At 35.5% G+C, this 18,211-nt stretch carries 17 protein-coding genes and 1 tRNA gene; 13 read left to right on the forward strand and 5 right to left on the reverse strand.

All coding sequences use genetic code 11. The annotated features are described in order from the left end of the window. Positions 1–464 precede the first annotated feature (464 nt). Both DIT68_RS08135 and DIT68_RS08140 read right to left on the reverse strand, forming a co-directional pair. On the reverse strand, positions 465–3,320 hold the full coding sequence (locus DIT68_RS08135; RefSeq protein ID WP_109359304.1) for a PD-(D/E)XK nuclease family protein: 2,856 nt from the start codon (positions 3,318–3,320) through the stop codon (positions 465–467). Positions 3,321–3,401: 81 nt separating this feature from the next. Next, on the reverse strand, positions 3,402–4,403 hold the full coding sequence (locus DIT68_RS08140) for an aspartate-semialdehyde dehydrogenase (protein ID WP_109359305.1): 1,002 nt from the start codon (positions 4,401–4,403) through the stop codon (positions 3,402–3,404). 219 nt (positions 4,404–4,622) lie between these two features. Between DIT68_RS08140 and DIT68_RS08145 the strand changes: the two genes are divergently transcribed. Next, a complete protein-coding gene (locus DIT68_RS08145; RefSeq protein ID WP_109359306.1) occupies positions 4,623–7,202 on the forward strand; it encodes a lamin tail domain-containing protein in 2,580 nt (859 codons plus the stop codon). A gap of 45 nt (positions 7,203–7,247) precedes the next feature. Here DIT68_RS08145 and DIT68_RS08150 read toward each other — a convergent pair whose 3' ends face one another. From DIT68_RS08150 to pheS, 3 genes are read right to left on the reverse strand one after another with little or no spacing between them, the layout of a single operon-like run. After that, positions 7,248–8,333: a glutaminyl-peptide cyclotransferase gene (locus DIT68_RS08150; RefSeq protein WP_109359307.1), complete on the reverse strand. Its 1,086-nt coding sequence runs from the start codon at positions 8,331–8,333 to the stop codon at positions 7,248–7,250. Between the two features lies 1 nt (position 8,334). Continuing rightward, positions 8,335–8,706, reverse strand: coding sequence for a bacillithiol system redox-active protein YtxJ (gene ytxJ / locus DIT68_RS08155; protein WP_109359308.1), 372 nt, complete (start codon positions 8,704–8,706; stop codon positions 8,335–8,337). A 2-nt stretch (positions 8,707–8,708) separates the two neighbouring features. Further along, positions 8,709–9,731, reverse strand: coding sequence for a phenylalanine--tRNA ligase subunit alpha (gene pheS / locus DIT68_RS08160; RefSeq protein ID WP_109359444.1), 1,023 nt, complete (start codon positions 9,729–9,731; stop codon positions 8,709–8,711). Between the two features lie 488 nt (positions 9,732–10,219). Here pheS and DIT68_RS08165 point away from each other — a divergent pair, with 488 nt between their 5' ends. The 12 genes from DIT68_RS08165 (at position 10,220) to DIT68_RS16195 (ending at position 18,197) form a co-directional block, all read left to right on the forward strand. Further along, complete coding sequence (locus DIT68_RS08165) at positions 10,220–10,597, forward strand: hypothetical protein (protein WP_109359309.1); 378 nt, start codon at positions 10,220–10,222, stop codon at positions 10,595–10,597. A 71-nt stretch (positions 10,598–10,668) separates the two neighbouring features. Continuing rightward, on the forward strand, positions 10,669–11,049 hold the full coding sequence (locus DIT68_RS08170; RefSeq protein WP_146194160.1) for a hypothetical protein: 381 nt from the start codon (positions 10,669–10,671) through the stop codon (positions 11,047–11,049). A gap of 489 nt (positions 11,050–11,538) precedes the next feature. Further along, a tRNA-Ser gene (locus DIT68_RS08175) sits at positions 11,539–11,628 on the forward strand. Between the two features lie 77 nt (positions 11,629–11,705). Further along, positions 11,706–12,560: a MotA/TolQ/ExbB proton channel family protein gene (locus DIT68_RS08180; RefSeq protein WP_109359311.1), complete on the forward strand. Its 855-nt coding sequence runs from the start codon at positions 11,706–11,708 to the stop codon at positions 12,558–12,560. Positions 12,561–12,604: 44 nt separating this feature from the next. Continuing rightward, positions 12,605–13,087 carry a hypothetical protein gene (locus tag DIT68_RS08185; protein WP_109359312.1) on the forward strand — a complete coding sequence of 161 codons (483 nt, stop codon included), beginning with the start codon at positions 12,605–12,607 and terminating at the stop codon, positions 13,085–13,087. A 5-nt stretch (positions 13,088–13,092) separates the two neighbouring features. Then, positions 13,093–13,896 carry an ExbD/TolR family protein gene (locus DIT68_RS08190; protein WP_109359313.1) on the forward strand — a complete coding sequence of 268 codons (804 nt, stop codon included), beginning with the start codon at positions 13,093–13,095 and terminating at the stop codon, positions 13,894–13,896. Positions 13,897–13,898: 2 nt separating this feature from the next. Continuing rightward, positions 13,899–14,417, forward strand: coding sequence for an ExbD/TolR family protein (locus DIT68_RS08195; RefSeq protein WP_109359314.1), 519 nt, complete (start codon positions 13,899–13,901; stop codon positions 14,415–14,417). 690 nt (positions 14,418–15,107) lie between these two features. Next, the gene (locus tag DIT68_RS08200) at positions 15,108–16,118 is read left to right on the forward strand and encodes a hypothetical protein (RefSeq protein WP_109359315.1); all 1,011 of its coding nucleotides are present in this window, start codon (positions 15,108–15,110) and stop codon (positions 16,116–16,118) included. Between the two features lie 72 nt (positions 16,119–16,190). Then, the gene (locus DIT68_RS08205; protein ID WP_109359316.1) at positions 16,191–16,982 is read left to right on the forward strand and encodes a hypothetical protein; all 792 of its coding nucleotides are present in this window, start codon (positions 16,191–16,193) and stop codon (positions 16,980–16,982) included. A 6-nt stretch (positions 16,983–16,988) separates the two neighbouring features. Continuing rightward, positions 16,989–17,180: a hypothetical protein gene (locus tag DIT68_RS08210; protein WP_109359317.1), complete on the forward strand. Its 192-nt coding sequence runs from the start codon at positions 16,989–16,991 to the stop codon at positions 17,178–17,180. A 27-nt stretch (positions 17,181–17,207) separates the two neighbouring features. Next, on the forward strand, positions 17,208–17,993 hold the full coding sequence (locus DIT68_RS08215) for a hypothetical protein (protein WP_109359318.1): 786 nt from the start codon (positions 17,208–17,210) through the stop codon (positions 17,991–17,993). A gap of 12 nt (positions 17,994–18,005) precedes the next feature. Continuing rightward, the gene (locus tag DIT68_RS16195) at positions 18,006–18,197 is read left to right on the forward strand and encodes a lysozyme inhibitor LprI family protein (protein ID WP_146194161.1); all 192 of its coding nucleotides are present in this window, start codon (positions 18,006–18,008) and stop codon (positions 18,195–18,197) included. Positions 18,198–18,211: the final 14 nt, after the last annotated feature.

Here is an 18,211-nt window from a genome sequence, read left to right on the forward strand (position 1 = left end):
TGCAGAGCCGAACGGCCGTTCGGCTCTGCATGAAAAAAGCAAAATTCAAGCTAAAAACAATCAAAAATATGTGATTTATTTCGTAAGTCTGATAGAAGTCAGAAATTTAAACATGAAAGCCACAGATATAAATACAACATTGATATACAACTACTTTTCATTTTTGAAAAATCTAAGTCCTGATAATAAATTGGAGCTTATAGCACGACTTTCAAAGTCAATGAAAAGTTCAAAAAGTCAAAAAGAGAAATTCCACTTAGTTCACTGTATGGATCTTGGGATTCTGAACATTCAGCCGATGAACTCATTGATGAATTGAAAAACGCAAGAAACTTTAATCGTAAAATAGAAGATTTGTGAAAAAATAAGTTTCACCGTTATCCCTCCTTTTTTCACTCTAACCACTTCTCTCCCTAAAAACTCTCCCTGCCGATTTATCGGCTCTCACTCTCCCTCTATCAAACCTATTCCTCACAATAATCACAATACAAACTCTTTACATCATGCTCAAAATCCACCTCAACATCATACAAGTCACTCACAATCTGTGTTAACGCTTTTTCGAATAAATCCATTAATTCTTCTGTGGTTTCCGTCATTTGATTATCCAAATAAAACGGGCCATCATTCAAATTCACCATAGAGATAATTCCAACTTTATCTGGATATTCTTTAAATTTTTCGTGGAATAACATGTTGTAAACCAACATTTGGAAAACGTATTTACTGCTTTTAAGCTTCTTGATAAATTCAAACACAACATCTTCCTCCGTTTTTGCTTTTGAGGAGATTTTTGTCAATTTCACATCGTTTTCGGTACATTTTCCAGATTTATAGTCGATTATTCGCTTTTTTCCTTCGAAATCATCGATTCTATCAATAAATCCAATGAAATTCACTTCTTTTTCTTCTCCGTGAATGTTTAGGTTTAGTGTGGTTTTTAATTCCATTTCTAAACCCACGATAAACAAATGACCTTTGTGCTCTTTTAAACTCTTCTTTTCTTTCTGTAAAAAACGCTCCGTTAAATGTTGGGCTATTTCTAAACTCAAATAGTTTTTTCCTTCTAAATTTTGATTCGCTTCTAAATTGAAAAATTCATAAAAATGCTGTTTCATCACCGCGCCTTGCTTCTGAATCATGTTGTCAATATCAATCGCAGCTAAGGATTTATGATGTTCCTTTTTGTTTCCTTCGCTATCCAACTGTGCAAAATCCTCATACAAGGTTTCCAACGTTTTATGAATAAAATCTCCAAAAGTACTCGCTTCAATTTCTTCTTCTACTTTGTCTTCTTCTCCAAAACCTAGTAGGTATTTATAGTAAAAATCCAGCGGACAACGCAAGGCCGTTTTCATTGCTGAAGCTGAAGTGCGTCTTCCAAAATAATCATCCATACGACTCAAAACAGCCTCCGTTTTTGGAATGATTAATCCTTCGCTTTCTTCCTCTTCGTTGGAAATGGTATAATCTGAAGTGTTGAATGCAATCAGAGGATTTACACGGGAAAGTTCCAACTGCAATTGCATGATATAGCGCGATGGTTCATCCACACCTCCCAAGTCTCTGTCCGCAGATGAATAAGTAATCCAGCAATTTTCCACCTGGTGTAATAAGCGATAAAAGTGATGCGCAAAAAGTCCTTGTTTTTCTCTTGGTGTGGGCAAATTGTGATACCTTCTTAAATCCATAGGAATAATGGTTTGAATGGCATTTGTTGGGGGCATACTTCCGTCATTTAATCCCACAACAATCATGTTTTTGAAATCTATTAAACGCGTTTCTAAAAGTCCCATGACTTGGAGTCCATCCAGCGGATTTCCGTAATAAGCGATGCTCTCATTCACCCAATGCTGATTAAACAAAGATTTAAAAGTTCCTAACCTTAAATCTGGTGTGAATTCTGCCAAAACTGACTCTAATTTGACCAATGAACGGTCGAAATGATACAAAATTGACCTTTCTATTGCATTATCGTCATTATTTAATCCTTCATAAATGCTTTGATTTAAGCTTCTGATTTGCGTTAAGGAATATTCCTTTTCCGTTGTTTTCCAAGGCGTAAAAAAGAGTTCAATTAATTTAGAAAGTCGTTCTCCTAATGCCAATTGTTTAGGATAAATAAATGTCCAGTTTTTGCTTAAAATCTTTTGTTCAATATCCGTTATGGCTTGCAACTCCGTTTTATCGCAAAACCCAGTAATGAATGGATGTTTAATAAAACGAACGAAATCTTTATGATAAATCTGCTTTGAATTGAACTGCTGAAAATGTTCTTGAACCGTAAAAAGCATATCCACCCAAGACTTAATTGCCGTGTTTTTTAGCGGCAATCCTAGCGTGATGTTTGTTTGCTCTACGTTTTTAGGAATGTTTTTCATTACAGGAACAATCAACTTTTCATCGGCGAGTAAAAGCAAGGTTTCAGACAATTCTTGATGTGGAATTTCATCATGTAAAATCGTTGCGCTCACTTTTGCTTGTCCCGTAGGTTGGGCACAATTAATGATGTTGATTTCCTTCTTTTCTGTTCCAATTTTATTCACTACAAAAGGCAATTCCTTCACCTTTAATTCGCTAAACAAATCTCGGATAAAGATTCCTGCTTCATGGTTTTTATCGTTGAGATAGTATTCATCTGCATCTACGAATATTTCTCCTCTGCCCATGTTTTTCAATTGTTTCATAATTGAAATTTCAGCAGGAGAAAGCGCGTTAAAACCAGCGAAAATAAATTGAACTTCCTTATCTTTTTCAAATGCTAAATCGATGTTTTCTGCCAAGTTTCTGTAGGCCATTCCCATGTAACATTCGCCATCTTTTTTGAGTTTTTCATTGAAATGCTGGTGATAATCGGCCAATAAATCCCAGAAACGCATAAAGCGATGTTGACCTTCCGTGAGTTCTTCTTCGCTATTAAAACTCCAGTTTTCAATGTCTTTTATGTTGGCCAAATTCCGAAATAAATCTTTGCTATCGATGAGGTAACGGTCCATTTCATCAAAATCGCTCAACAAAGTTTTTCCCCATTTAAAGAACTCATCCAAAGTTTGTGGTTCTTCGGTATCGACTTTTAAATGTGTGTCATAAAGCTTAAACAAGGCACGTGTGGGCTCAATAATTGGCAAAGGAGATAATTCCTGCACCCAGCGATTCATCGTAATGATATTCGGAGAAAAAATTGGTTTTCCATAGGCTTTAAACAAAGCGCGTTGCAAGTATTTTTTAGCACGTTGTGAAGGAAGAACAATCGTTAAATGTTCCAATGGAATTTGCTCTTCGAAAATGTGTTTTGCAATGCGGTCAATGAAATAGCTCATGGTTTGTTTTGGTTTAAAAAGGTTTAATTGAAATGTTTTTTAAAAATATGCTACCGCGAGATTGCATCTCGTGGTCGTATTTTAAAAAGTCCCAATCTTAATTATTTTCTTCTCAATCATTTTTTGTACAATCTGAACTGTGTTCGTGGCCGCTCCTTTTCTCAGATTATCTGCAACAACCCACATGTTTAATGTGTTTTCTTGACTTTCATCTCTCCTTAATCGACCAACAAAAACTTCGTTTCTTCCTCGAGCAAAAAGCGGCATGGGGTAGGTGTTTGTTTCTGGGTTGTCTTGTAAATGTATCGCGGGATTGTTGTGATATAGTTTACGAATAAAAGCCATATCAAAACCATTTTCAAAACTTACGTTGATGGCTTCAGAGTGTCCACCTTGAACTGGAACCCTTACTGCAGTTGCTGTAACGCTAATCTTTGGGTCTAAAATTTTATGTGTTTCATTCACCAATTTCATTTCCTCCTTGGTATAGCCATTGTCTAAAAAAACATCGCAATGTGGCAAGACATTTTGGTCAATTGCATAAGGATAAACCATTTCTCCTTTTATTCCTTGACGCTCGTTTTCCATTTGTTTAACGGCTTTTGCACCAGTTCCAGAAATGGATTGATAAGTTGAAACAACAACTCTTTTAATGGTATATAATTTATGCAATGGAGCAAGAGCAATCAACATTTGAATTGTAGAGCAGTTGGGATTGGCAATGATAAAATCGTCTTCTGTTAATTCGTCTCCATTAACTTCTGGAATAATCAACTTTTTGTCTTCATCCATCCTAAAAGCAGAAGAATTATCTACAACTCTACAGCCAATTTCAGCAAATTGTGGAGCCCATTCTAAAGAAATATCTCCACCGGCAGAAAATAAAGCAACATCGGGTTTCATTTTTAAGGCTTCTTCCAAGTCCACAACTTCGTGTTCTTGTCCTCCAAAAGTAATTTTACTTCCCGCTGAATTTTTGGAAGCCACAGGAATTAATTCTGTAATCGGTAGATTCATTTCTGCTAGTACTTTCAGCATTTCTTGTCCTACCATTCCTGTTACTCCAACAATTGCAATTCTCATGATTTTCTGTTTTTACAAATGTAATTATTTTTCTATTTGGACAGCTGGATTTTGGAAATGGACACCTAAAACAATGCTTGTGGGCTTCAAAGTCAAATTAAAAGAACTTAAATCTTTCCTCTAATTTTCCATTAATCCCGCCTATAATTTCGGCAATCATTGAATACGCTTATATTTGTAAGACATTTTGTAGTTTGCACTACTGAATAAGACAAAATTATGAAACATCTATTATTGCTTTTTTGTAGCCTCTTCATTTCGAATGTATGGAGTCAAATGATGGACTCTTTCGATGACGGAGATTTCACCAGTAATCCTACATGGGTGGGGACTGGAGCGGATTTTATTGTGAATTCTAATAATGAATTACAATTAGATGCAGCTGCCGCTGGAGAAAGTTATTTATCTACTCCCCACAATTTAACTCAGTTGGAAGACAGAGAATGGCGAGTGAAAATCAATTATGGATTTAGTCCTTCAATTAATAACGGAGGTGAAACTTATTTGACAGCCACAAATGCCGATTTATCAACATCTCCTGATGGGATTTTTATGAAAATTGGAGAGAATGGAAGTGCTGACCCCATTTATCTTATTGAAAGAGTAGGGGGAACAGAAACTGTAATATTAACGAGTACACCAGCAATCGTTTCCGCTAGTTTTGAAATTTCGGTTAAAATAAAGTATCTGGCTAATGGAGACTGGGAACTTTACACAGATTTATCAGGAGGAATCGGCTATCAATTGGATGCTACAGCAAATTATTCGGCCAATGTTTTAGGTCAGCACATTGGCGTTTGGACGAAATACACATCGAGTAATACATCGAAATTTAAGTTTGATGATTTCTACGCTGGAATTATTCAAGTAGATAATATTCCACCTAGTATAACGAGTGTTTCACCAATTTCTTCAACTGAATTAGAGCTTTTATTTGACGAGGGAATGGATCAAGCTACAGGAGAAACTTTAAGTAATTATTCTGTGGATAATGGAGTGGGAAATCCAGTTTCTGTTCAGCAAAGTTCTGCGAATACTGCGTTGTTTACTTTAACTTTTTCAACTTCTTTTAATATAGGTGATGTTTATATATTAACGGCGAATAATGCAGAAGATCTAGCCGGAAATCCAATGGCGAGTCAAAGCGAAACCTTCCAATATGTTGTTGCCCAAACACCAGTTTTTGGCGATATAATTATTAATGAATTTTTGGCAGATGAATCTCCAGTAGTTGGAATGCCAGAAGTTGAATATGTAGAATTGTACAATAGAAGTAGCAAGTTTTTTCATTTAGAGGATTGGAAACTGAGCGATAATAATTCGGCTGGAACGATTCAAGATGTTTGGTTGTTGCCTGGTGAATACTTGATTTTAGTTCCTACTGGTGGGGTGGCAGACTATCCGCAGGGTGTTGGTGTAACCAGTTGGGCATCTTTGAATAATAGCGGAGATGATATTGAATTAGCCTCAGAGAATGGAATTGTCGTTGATAAAATTTCCTACACCGATGAATGGTATAATGATGAAAACAAAGAAGATGGTGGATGGAGTATTGAGCGCATAAATCCAGATTTAGCTTGTTCTTCAGCTGATAATTGGAGAGCGAGTAATGATCCTACTGGCGGAACTCCAGGATTTCAAAACAGTGTTTACAGTAGCGCTCCAGACACACAAGCTCCAATCGTAATTGGGTTCGAAACGGAGCTTCCCAATCGACTAATACTTAAATTCTCAGAAGGTATGGATTCATTAAGTCTAGAAAACGCGGTCTTCTCTTCTCTACCTAATTTAACCATTAATTCACGCATAATTACAGAAAAGTACCCAACTGAAGTTACTTTCGAATTCGTAGAGTCGCTTATTCCAGGTGAACTTTATTCTTACGAATTGCAGGATTTCTCAGATTGCTCAGGAAACACCAATAGCTACGATGGAAGTTTTGTATTGCCGCAAAATTCAGAAAAAGGAGATTTAATTATTAATGAAATCTTGTTTAATCCTTTAACAGGAGGAGCTGATTTTGTTGAAATTTACAACAACTCAGAGAAGTTTATCGATTTATTGAATTGGGAACTAGGAAATCACAAAGAGGGAGAAGTGGCAAACCAAAAACAGATTACACAAAGCTATGTTTTGGGGCCAAATGATTACGTGGTGCTAACAAGCGATTCTAATTTCCAATTAATGAGCTATCCTTTTGCTATTCCTGGAAAATTCTTGGAAATGCCCAGTTTACCCAGTTACAATTCCGATTCATCAACTGTTTATTTATTGTTCAACGATACAGTTATGGACAAGGTTTCTTACAGCGACGAATGGCATTTTTCTTTACTCAATGATGATAAAGGAGTGAGTATAGAACGTTTTTCAGCCGATGAACCGTCGAATTCCTCCTCAAATTGGCACAGTGCAAGCGAAACTGTAGGTTTTGCTACGCCGGGAAGAATTAACTCTCAGGATATGAAACCAAATCAAGAAGAAGGAACATTAAGTTTATCATCGAAGTCTTTTTCTCCTGATGGCGACGGATTCGAAGATGTGTTACTTTTAACTTACGAAGTTTCATCTCCAGATTTATTGGGGGATTTAATCATCTACGACGACAAAGGAAGAGTGATTAAAACATTACTTAAGAGAGAATTATTAGGCGGAACTGGAACGGTGAAGTGGGAAGGAACGCGCGAAGACGGTACAAAAGCTGCGATTGGCCCCTATATTATTATGTTTGACGTATTCGATGTGAATTCAAGTAAGACGCAAACGGTAAGAAAGGTGGTAACATTGGCGGGGCGATTGTAGGCGCGATTTGTATGGGCGATTGTATGGGCGATTTGCAAATCGCCCCTACAATGCCACCAATCCAATCTCCAACAAATTCGGCCAGTTTTTTCCTGTAACAAACAATTGCTTCGTAGATTTTTTATAGGCAATACCATTGAGTACTTCTCCAGTTTTTCGGTAATCTAAGGCTAAAATGCTGGCGTCAATTCTTCCGGTAACAACACCTGTTTTCGGATCAATAATTACTATTTGGTTTCTGGTGTAAACGTTCGCATAGATCTTACCTTTGATATATTCTAATTCGTTTAATCCTTTGACAGGACCTTCATTCGTGTAAACTTCTATGGATTTTTTTAATCCAAAAGTTTTAGGATCTCGGAAGTATAAACGTTCAGAACCGTCAGACATAATCAATTGTTCTCCGTCGTTGCATAAGCCCCAGCCTTCTCCAGTGTAGGTGAATTTATTGATTTCTTCTAAAGTGTTTTTATCATAGACAAAGCAGGTGTGCTCTTGCCAGGTTAACTGAAAAAGTTGATTTCCCATAATTGTGATGCCTTCACCAAAATATTTTTCGTCCAGCAATTTTTTTTCAGTAATTCGACCAGTAGTCAGGTCCACTTTGCCAATCATGCTTTTACCTGTAGCGCCCGTTCCTCCTGTTCCTTCATAAAGTTGATCTCCATCAAACTCTAATCCTTGCGTGTAAGAAGTTGTGGCGTGAGGATATGCCTTTAATACCTCAGCCGAATATTCTTTGGGAAAAACATCGGGAAGAACTTTTAAAATTCGATTATCTCGACGTGTTTTCCCGTCATTAAGTGTTGTTTCTAAAGTGAGCTGGTTTGTTCCGTAACTCCAGGATGAGGTGCTGACTTTAAATAGTTTCTTGTTTTTATTGATCGCCCCTTCATAAAGAACAGAATCTTTTGTGAAAACCTTAATAGACTTTACTTCTGATGGAGCAGCAATACTAATTTCCACTTGAATGGATTGACCTTTTTGAACCGTGGTATTGTTAAAAGGCAATTCAAATCTTGCAGGCACCAAACTTCCTGTTTTGATTTCATCTTTGTCTCCATTACAGCCAACGAACAAAAAAAATAACAAGGTTGAAACCGCTAGATAAGAAACTATTTTTTGCGTCATTTTAAATCGATTTTTTTATTTCACGTGCTGAGATCCCGTTATGTGAAGCTGCATAAATGGCTTCATTGTTTTTAACGACAATAACTTGTGGAGATTGGTGCTCCACTCCCGTTAATTCACTCAAAGCATTGGAAACATCTCGATGTGCAATTAAATCAATAAAGTACAATTCACATTTATCGTCTTGTTCCCACTGATTTTCAAAACCATTTAAGGCCATCGCAGAAATGTTACAGCGTGTAGAGTGTTTAAAGAATAAACCTTCCACGTTTTCTGTTTCTGCAATGGCTTGCTTTAATTCCTCAACCGTGTTAATATTGATCCAATTCAGTTTACTTGGACGCGGTTTTTTACTAAATGAAAAAAGTCCCATAATTAAAATGCTGATTTAAATTGTTTTAAGAAACGCACATCATTTTCGGAATATAAACGCAAATCATTGACTCTATATTTTAATTGAGCAATTCTTTCTATTCCCATTCCAAAGGCGAATCCACTATATTCTTTAGGGTCAATGTTTACAGCTTCCAATACACTTGGATCCACCATTCCACAGCCCAAAATTTCTAACCAACCGGTGTATTTACAAACGTTACATCCTTTTCCGCTACAAATTGTGCAGCTCACATCTACTTCTGCACTTGGCTCAGTAAATGGGAAATAAGAAGGACGCAAACGAATTTCTGTCTTCTTTCCGAACATTTCTTGTGCGAAAAACAAAATGGTTTGCTTTAAATCTGCAAAAGAAACATCTTTATCAATGAATAGTCCTTCTACCTGATGAAAGAAACAGTGTGCACGTGCCGAAATAGCCTCGTTCCTGAATACACGACCAGGAGAAATGGTGCGAATAGGTGGCTTGCTACTTTCCATTACACGCACCTGCACAGAAGAGGTATGTGTTCGTAAAGCCATTTCTTTATCTCCTTTTTCTACAAAGAAAGTATCTTGCATGTCTCGGGCAGGATGTTCCTCTGGGAAATTTAATGCCGAGAAATTGTGCCAATCATCTTCAACTTCAGGGCCCTCGGAAACACCATAACCAATGCGCTCAAAAATCGCAATGATTTCTTTTCTAATTACGCTAATTGGATGTCTAGCACCAATATTATTGGGCTCGCCAGGTCGAGAGAAATCTACTTTTTCTTCTTCGTTGGCTTCATTTGAAAGCTGTTCGTTAAATTGATCAAAAACAGTTTGTGCTGCATTTTTCAATTCATTGATTTGTTGACCAACTGATTTTTTGTCCTCGTTGGGAACATTTTTTAGCTCCGAAAAAAGAGGCTTTAGACAGTTTTTTGTCCCTAGAAAACGAATTCTAAATTCTTCCAATTGTGCTGCATCACTGACTGAAGCAGTTTTTACTTCGTTTAAAAGTTCCTCTAGTTTTTGTTGAATATCTGACATCTTGAAAATGATCTTTACGCTTTATTATACTTTAGAATCAAAGTTATCTCGTGCAAATTTAGTAGTTATTTTCCATAATAGCGTCTACAAGTTTAAAAGTTGTATTTAACCCTTTGAGAATTGCCGTAAAAACTGCTGTTTCTTTTCTAAGAGCAGCCCTGTAAGAAGTTTTATTAAACTTTAAACTCTAATGGTTTACCGGAAAAAGCTTAAAAAAACAAGTGTTTAATATTTGCGTTATCTCCGAGGAACAGCAACTTAGGAGCGTTTTAGCCATGATTGAGGAAGGTCGAAGAATAGAGTTTTTCGTGGTGTTCGTATTTGGAGTTGTATATTAATGGGAACTGGAAACTTTTTTGATTCTGCAAAAAATTCATATTGATTAAGGACTTAACTCAAAATAATTAACAAAAATTAAATTAGTTTTACGCTTAATAATAATTATTCCATAACTTAGCCACACTAAAAAACTTAATAATATGGTATTTAAAAACATAGTTTTGTCGCTTATCATTGGTGTGAGTGCTGTTTTAATGTCTTCATGTACTAAAGATGAACCATCTGTTTTGAAGATTTTTGTAAGGTCGCAAGCTAATATTCTTACACCAAATGCTCAAGTTAGAATTGTTGGTGACGTTGATAAAGATACGCCAGAATATTTAGAGGAAAAAAAGACGAACGAATCAGGTGTGGCTATTTTTGAATTAGATGAACTTTTTGACCAGTACGGGAAAAACGATGACAAAATCGCTTATTTTACTGTTTATGCGAAGGATACAGCAGAGTTTTTTACTTTAGGAACAGCAAGGGCAAAGCAATATTTAACTTCTACTGAAACGATAATTATAAATGAATAGCAACTTTTAAGTAAAACCACTCGTTAAAGAAGATAACGTTACGTTTACTTAAATTGAAAATCAAAAACAACATGAAAAATTATATCATTTTTGCAGGCATACTTATTCTAATGGGAGGGATGAGTTTAAGTTTAGGTTCTTGCAATAAGAAAGAAGATACAATAGCTAAGGTTAAAGTGTTAGATACCGCGAATGCAATTGTCGTTGGTGCCAGAGTAATACTTTATGGAACCTCAACGAAAGTGCCAGTTGAACCAGTGATTAGAAGAGATACTGCATTTACTAATACTTCAGGAATAGCTATATTTAATTACAACGATGTTTACCAAACAGGGCAAGCAGGTGTTGCGGTTTTAGATATTGATGCTAAAAAAGATGATTTAAAAGGAAAAGGTATTATAAAAATTGAACAGGAAACAGAAAACGTTGCTACTGTATTTATTCAGCCCTAAATTTAGGAGCGCTAATTTTATGAAAAAGGCTTTAATCTTAATTGATTAGAGCCTTTTTTCATTTTAAAGAACCATTCGGTGATTTCGTTAATGTTGAAAGGTAACGACTCAAAGGGGGGGATTTCAGAATACATGTTCGTTCTTCGTCAGGGCGTTACGCAAAGAATAATTTGTGGGCATCAAAACTGCGCTTCCAGTTTGGCTTTGATCAGGACAAGATTATAAAATTACTGGCCAGCATTGCCTTAGTCATGTTTTAAATCAAAGTATAGGGTCTCAAAAAGAATTGTTTTTCTTTTATCCTTTAATTGAACTTTGCTTATTCTAATTGAAGTGGGTAGGGCTCAAGACCTTGGTGATGCTGTTTTATTTAAATTATCAAAGTGTTTTTGGGAAAATCGCAAAGAATTTTCAAGAAGAGTGGGTGTTTCCTATTGGAATAAATAATTTTTTGTACTTTAGCCCGTCGAAAAGGCATAAGTTACATTTGGAGAGGTGCAAGAGTGGCTGAATTGGCTCGCCTGGAAAGCGAGTGTTCCTTCATCGGAACCGGGGGTTCGAATCCCTTCCTCTCCGCCAGTTTAACTTGTAAATTTTTGGATAATTTAGGAATAGTAATAATTTTACAGAAACGATTAATTTTTAATCTTTGGAACATGAAAAAAATAGTTAGTTCTTTAGCAATCATCGGAATGTTTACATTCGGATTTAGCACAGTATCATTTGCAGACCAACAAGATCCTGCAAATCAAAATGAAGTAGAACTTCAAGAAGGTAGCGACTCCATGGCTGTGGAGGCCATTTCTGCAGAGCCAATGCCTGTTGAAGAAGCACCTGTAGAAGAAGTTCAGGAAGCTGAAGTAGAGAAAGAAGTAGGTTTTACTTCCACTCTTAAAAAGAAGTTTATCGAAGGAGATCCATTTTGGATGGGTATCGTATTGATTGCTTTGATTATCGGTATAGCACTTTGTATTGAGCGTATTGTTTACCTTAACCTTTCTTCTATTAACACTAAGAAATTCTTAGCAGATGTGGAAGCAGCTATTGCGAAAGGTGATATTGAAGGGGCTAAAGAAATCTGTCGAAATACAAGAGGTCCAATTGCATCTATCTTCTACCAAGGACTCGCTAGAGTAGATGAAGGAGTTGAAGCGGTGGAGAAAACTGTTGTTGCTTATGGTGGTGTTCAAATGGGACTTTTAGAAAAAGGTATCTCTTGGATTTCTCTATTTATTGCTCTTGCACCAATGCTTGGATTTATGGGGACGGTAATCGGGATGATTCAGGCCTTTGAGAAAATTGTTGAAGATGGACAAGTATCTCCAATTACAGTTGCAGGTGGTATTCAAGTAGCACTTTTGACAACAGTATTCGGTTTGATCTCAGCGATTATTCTACAAATCTTTTATAATTACATCGTTGCTAAGGTGGATGGAATTGTAAACGAGATGGAGAACTCATCAATTTCATTGGTGGACATGATGATTAAATATAAAGTTGCGCAGAAGTAATTTTATCTTCATCTATTTATTCACTTTTAAAAAAACCATATATTATGGATAATGAAAAGAAATTGAACATTTTAGGACTAATCATTAAGGTTGTGATTGCTGTTCCTGCTTTGATATTCGGTTTTATCGTTATGACTTCTGGCGTAAATGCTGAAAGTGATGAGTTGGTAAAACAAAACTTCATGGAAAGCTTTGCTTTTAGTGGTGTTACGAATATTAGCTTTTACGCAATTATTCTAGCCGTAATTCTAGTTCTTTTGTTCTTCGTAGTGTTGTTAGTAACACGACCAGTACAAGCTATTAAATCAATTTTAGGAATTGTTGTGGCGGCGGTTTTGTTTTTCATCTTGTATTCTATGGGAACAACAGATACTGTTGAGTCTTTAGGTGTAGTTGGAGACATTACAGCAAGTGAGGCCACGTTGGACTTTACCCACGCTGGAATTTATACCGCTATAATTGGTTTAGCAGTATGTTCAGCATTGGCAATGTTCATGGGACTAATTGTTAAATTAATTAAGAACTAATAGGAATGGCAAAGCGAGTAGTACCGGAAATTAATGCAGGTTCGATGGCGGATATCGCCTTCTTGTTACTTATCTTTTTCCTTGTTACAACAACAATGGACAAGGATACGGCTTACTTGCGTAAAATCCCTAAAAAAGTGGAGTCGGAAATTACTCCGCCTCCTGTTGAAGAGAAAAATATCTATAAGATTGTAATCAACAGTAAGCAGGTTATTCAAGCAAGAGATTCAATTATCAAGCCTGAAGATATCTCTACGTTGAACAGCAGAATAAAGCATTTTTATACTATTAATAGAGGAAAAAAGGCTGATCGTGAATTAAACTATCCTTATTATGCTTATGGTACAAAAGAATTATATTCTACCAATTTGCAAAATCAACAAAACAGGTTAGATGCTTTAGAAAATCAAGAGCAAACAGATGGTAATACAGAAAAATTAATCGAACAAACTTTGGCAGCTATTGAGAAATGGCAAGAAAAGTTGGACATGATGAATTTGTACACTGAATTTAGTGGGAAGAAAGAAATGCCAGAGATCGCTTTTGAAGCACACGTTCGTCTTGAATCCTTTGTTGACACAGATTATTCGGCTTATGTAGCTGTTCAATCAGAGGTTCAACGTGCAGTAACTGAATTACGTGATGAAGAGGCCGAATCTCTTTTTGGTACAACATGGACAACGATGAATCGTTACATTATCCAGAACGAGTTGGAAGACACTCCTGAATTGCGTCAGTACAAGAAGCATACTGAATTGATAGAAACTTTGTATCCTCTAAGATTAATTGAGGTTAAACCAAAACGTTAATTATGTCAAAATTTAAAAAAGATGGTGGGAAGCCAGCTCCGGCGATTAATACGTCTTCACTTCCCGATATTGTCTTCATGCTTTTGTTCTTCTTCATGGTAGCAACAACTACCAAAGAGATTGACCCATTGGTGAAAGTTATTCCTGCACAAGGTGTTGGTTTAACGGATTTAACACCATTTAAGCAGCGTTCAACGGTTGACTTTGTGTATTTAGGTGAACCATTGAAAGGTGATGCAAGCAAGTTCGATAAAGGTGTAGCTGTTCAATACGACGGTTTATTACACCCAGATGGAATTAACTATATCGGAAAATGGAAATTGGCGAAGTTCAATGACAAGCCAGCAGAAATGACCGACCCAAAAGAGAACATCATTACTTGTTTTAAAGCAGATGAGAAAGTGCCTATGGGAGTAATCTTTACAGCACGCGATATCTTAAGAGATTTAGATTTTAATTCAATTGCTTATTCAGCATCCGAAATGGGGAATAAAAATGATTACAGTATTAGAGAACAATAGTATTAAAGAACAATAGGTAGAACTAACTAAATTGTTTTAATATTTGTCCCATCAGCAGAAATGTTGATGGGATTTTTGCTTTTATATTATTTTGAGGTTTTATTATTGAATTTTTGACTTGTATATTTATGGGTGTTGTGTTGTAAAAGATTGTTTGTAGAATTACATCGGAAGTATTGAACTTTTAATTTGAAATCCATAGGATTTGTGATCTGTATTCTTTAGTTTTTTCGTCTTTTTATTATTTGTAAGGTTGAAATTTTGGAACATTAAGTTAATAAATTTCCTGATCATTTAAACGAGCTTATTTCAGCCGATTCTATTTTAGGAGACAAGAGTTACATTCTGAGCGAAGCTGAATGGTGCATAATATAAATAGTATATAGGAATTGAGTATACCTCAGTCGATTCAATCCATTCGGAATGACAGGGGTTTGATATTATTGATTGGGACAAGATACTAATCGGTTTTCATTCCGAAAATACAGAGTATTGAGGAATCTTTCTTTTGTTGGTCGGAGAAATATTTAATAAGTCATTTTAGAAGTATGCTCAAAGATTTCTGCATAGATATTAGATTAGTGATAAATTTAGATGGAATTAATATAGATTTTGGTTTTCTTGAAAAAAAAACCAAATAAATTTGCTTTTAACTTAACTTAACTTTAACATAAATAAACACTATATTTTATGAAAAAACTAATATCAATTTTAGCAATTGCTTCTATTTCAGTTGCTGTTAACGCACAATATAATACTTCATGGCCTCTTACAACAAGTAATTCTATCCAAGCAGGTTATGTTGGAGTAGGAACAAGTCCAACCGCTAACTCAAATACAGTCTTACCTAATTTTAATTTTCAAGTTCATGGGGTGGTAGATTATATAGGTCCTGGTTTGGGCCCAGGCTTTCCTAGTAGTATGTCAGGGAGCTTGGGGAATGATAAAGAAATTAGTACTCAGAATTATTTAAAATCAACAATAAATTATGGAAAAGCCGCACGTATTGGATTGACTAATTCTATTACTGGAATGACCTCTAATGATGGTGGTTTGGTGATGATGGCTAATAATAATTTATTCTTCCAGAATTTAGAAAGTGGGAATTTAACCTTATCTGTTCCTAGTGTTGGGATGACATTTAAAAATTCTACCAGTAGAATTTCTGTAGGAGGGATAGAAGATGGTACTATAAATTACGCCAAATTTTCAATTATTTCAACCAACGATAATGGATTGAGTGTGAATACAAATGGAAGCACTGGAATGGCGCTTAGGCTGAGAGTAACTACTAACTCATCTTCTTTAATTGAAGGATATGGTGTTGACAATACAAAGGCTAACTTTCAAGTAACTGGTTCAGGTGAGGTTTACGCCAGAAAATACATTACAACGCTAGCACCTTTCCCAGATTACGTCTTTCAACCTGATTACGAACTCAGAACTTTTTCAGAGCTCAGAACTTTCATCAATACCAACAAACACCTCCCAAATATGCCAACGGCTGTTGAAGTAGAAGAAAATGGTGCGGATATAGGTGAAATCAATAGACTTTTGGTCGAAAAGGTGGAGGAATTGACGCTTTATATTTTAGAATTAGAAGAGCGTGTTGTGGAGGTAGAATCTTCGAATGAAGAAGAATCTGAAATGAAAGAACGCATCACTCGCCTTGAAAAATTAATTCTAGAATTATCAAAATAATATGTAAATTGAATTTTTTAACCTGAGAGTGATTGAATTCGTAATTAACCCATTCATAATTAAAAAAATGCTATGAAAACTTTAATAAAAATACTACTGCTCACTTCTGTGTTTTTACTTGCTTTATTTTCTTGTAAAAAAGATCAATTGGAAATTGGAAAGGCAGAAGACCCTTGTGATTGTGCTAATGAGGTGAGTGCTGATTTTGATATAATAGAAAGACATATTCAACTTGCTGGTTCAGAAATGATAATAACCGATCATGTATTACAGAATAGTGCATCAAAGGAAGTACGATTTCGTGCTAAAGCAGAAGATGCCGAATACACTTGGTACATAGGAGCAGATATTGAAAATGACCGAGAGACCTTTACAAATTTCGGAAACCAATGGGTTGGAAGTACGATTCCTATCACCTTGGTTGTTGAAAAGGAGCCTAACCTTATCTGTTTTCCAAATGATGATGGTTATGATTCAATTACCAAAACATTTAATATTTATGATGTCTGTCACGAACCTTATCTGCTGGAAGGAACTTTTCGAATGGCGTCAGAAAACAGTACAGATTCTTTTGATATCGATATTGAATTTATCGAATATGCACCGCAATATGATTGTTATTCTGCGGACATCACCAATTTTGATGGAGAAGGAAGTGTTTGTTCTGGTAATTATTTCAGTGGCACAAAAAGTTATCGTTATTTTCAGGTTGGAGGAGGACCCGCAGGTGATTGTTTAAGTATCGGAGCTTTTAAGGCCTGGCATCATTTAAACGGTAAGATTGAGATGAGTTATTATTATTTTAAAGACTCAGATCCAAATCAAGAAGTCAATAAACATATTTTCGGAAGAAAAATAAATTAGAAATATATGAAAACAATAGCAACTATTTTACTGACATTAATGTCTTTTACAATGTGGGCACAAAACTTTCCTTGTATTAATAATGTGAGCACGAACCCAAACTCACCAACAAATTCCAATCTTCCAAATGATATTCATCCAATGGTGTCATACGATGTGTTATTTCTGAATAATTTTGATTGGATTAGTAATTCCTAATTATTCATTCATAATTAAAAAAACGCTATGAAAACTTTAATAAAAATACTACTGCTTACTTCTTTCTTTTTACTTATTTTATTTTCTTGTAAGAAAGACCAGTTGGAAATTAAAAAGACCGCAGACCCTTGTGAATGTGCGAGTGAGGTGAGTGCGGATTTTGAGATTTGGGAAAGAGCTTTTAACTCTTCTCTAGCTTTAGAAACCAAAACTGACCATGTGTTATCTGGAAAAAGAGTGGATTTTAGGGCTGTAGAAGATGATGCAGAATACACTTGGTATATCGGTGCTGATGTGGAGTCAGACAAAGAAGTATATAAAACTTTTGACAGTCAATGGACAAATCAAACAATTTCAATAACACTTGTTGTGAATAAGGAACCGAATAAAATTTGCTTTCCAAATGATGATGGGTATGATTCGATTACTAAAACCTTTAATATTTATGACCGATGCACTACACATTTGTTAGATGGCGAGTTTAAAGTAGCCATGGAAAACTCGACAGATTCTATAATTATGGGATTGTATTATGTTGAAAACGCTTACCCCCCTGAGATGGGCTGTCGTTACTATGAGATAGTTAATTACGACGGAAATGGCTCAACATGTTCTGCTTCTTATCACTATGTTGAAAGAAATTACAGAGGGTTAAGAACATTGAACGCTACTCCCTTTGACAGTTGCAAAAATGTTACCATTGACTTTGCTGAAATTAATTTAGATAATAAATTTATATTGAAGTTGCGCTATCATGATGATATAAGTGAACCATTAATTTCAAAATCTTACTTCGGTAGGAAATTACCATAAAACAATAACCTTATGAAGAAAATTATCTTACCAATTGGGATTGCCTTGTTACTAAATTATGCAAATGCTCAAGAGACAAATTGTGTAAATGGAGTAAGCACTAATCATAATAATCCAACTAATAATAGTTTGCCAACTAACTCTCCAAATCCGAGTTATGGTGATTTATTTCTGAATAAATTTGATTGGATTAGTAATTCCTAATTATTCATTCATAA

Origin of the sequence: Brumimicrobium oceani (genome assembly GCF_003143775.1) — a bacterium.
GTDB lineage: Bacteria > Bacteroidota > Bacteroidia > Flavobacteriales_D > Crocinitomicaceae > Brumimicrobium > Brumimicrobium oceani.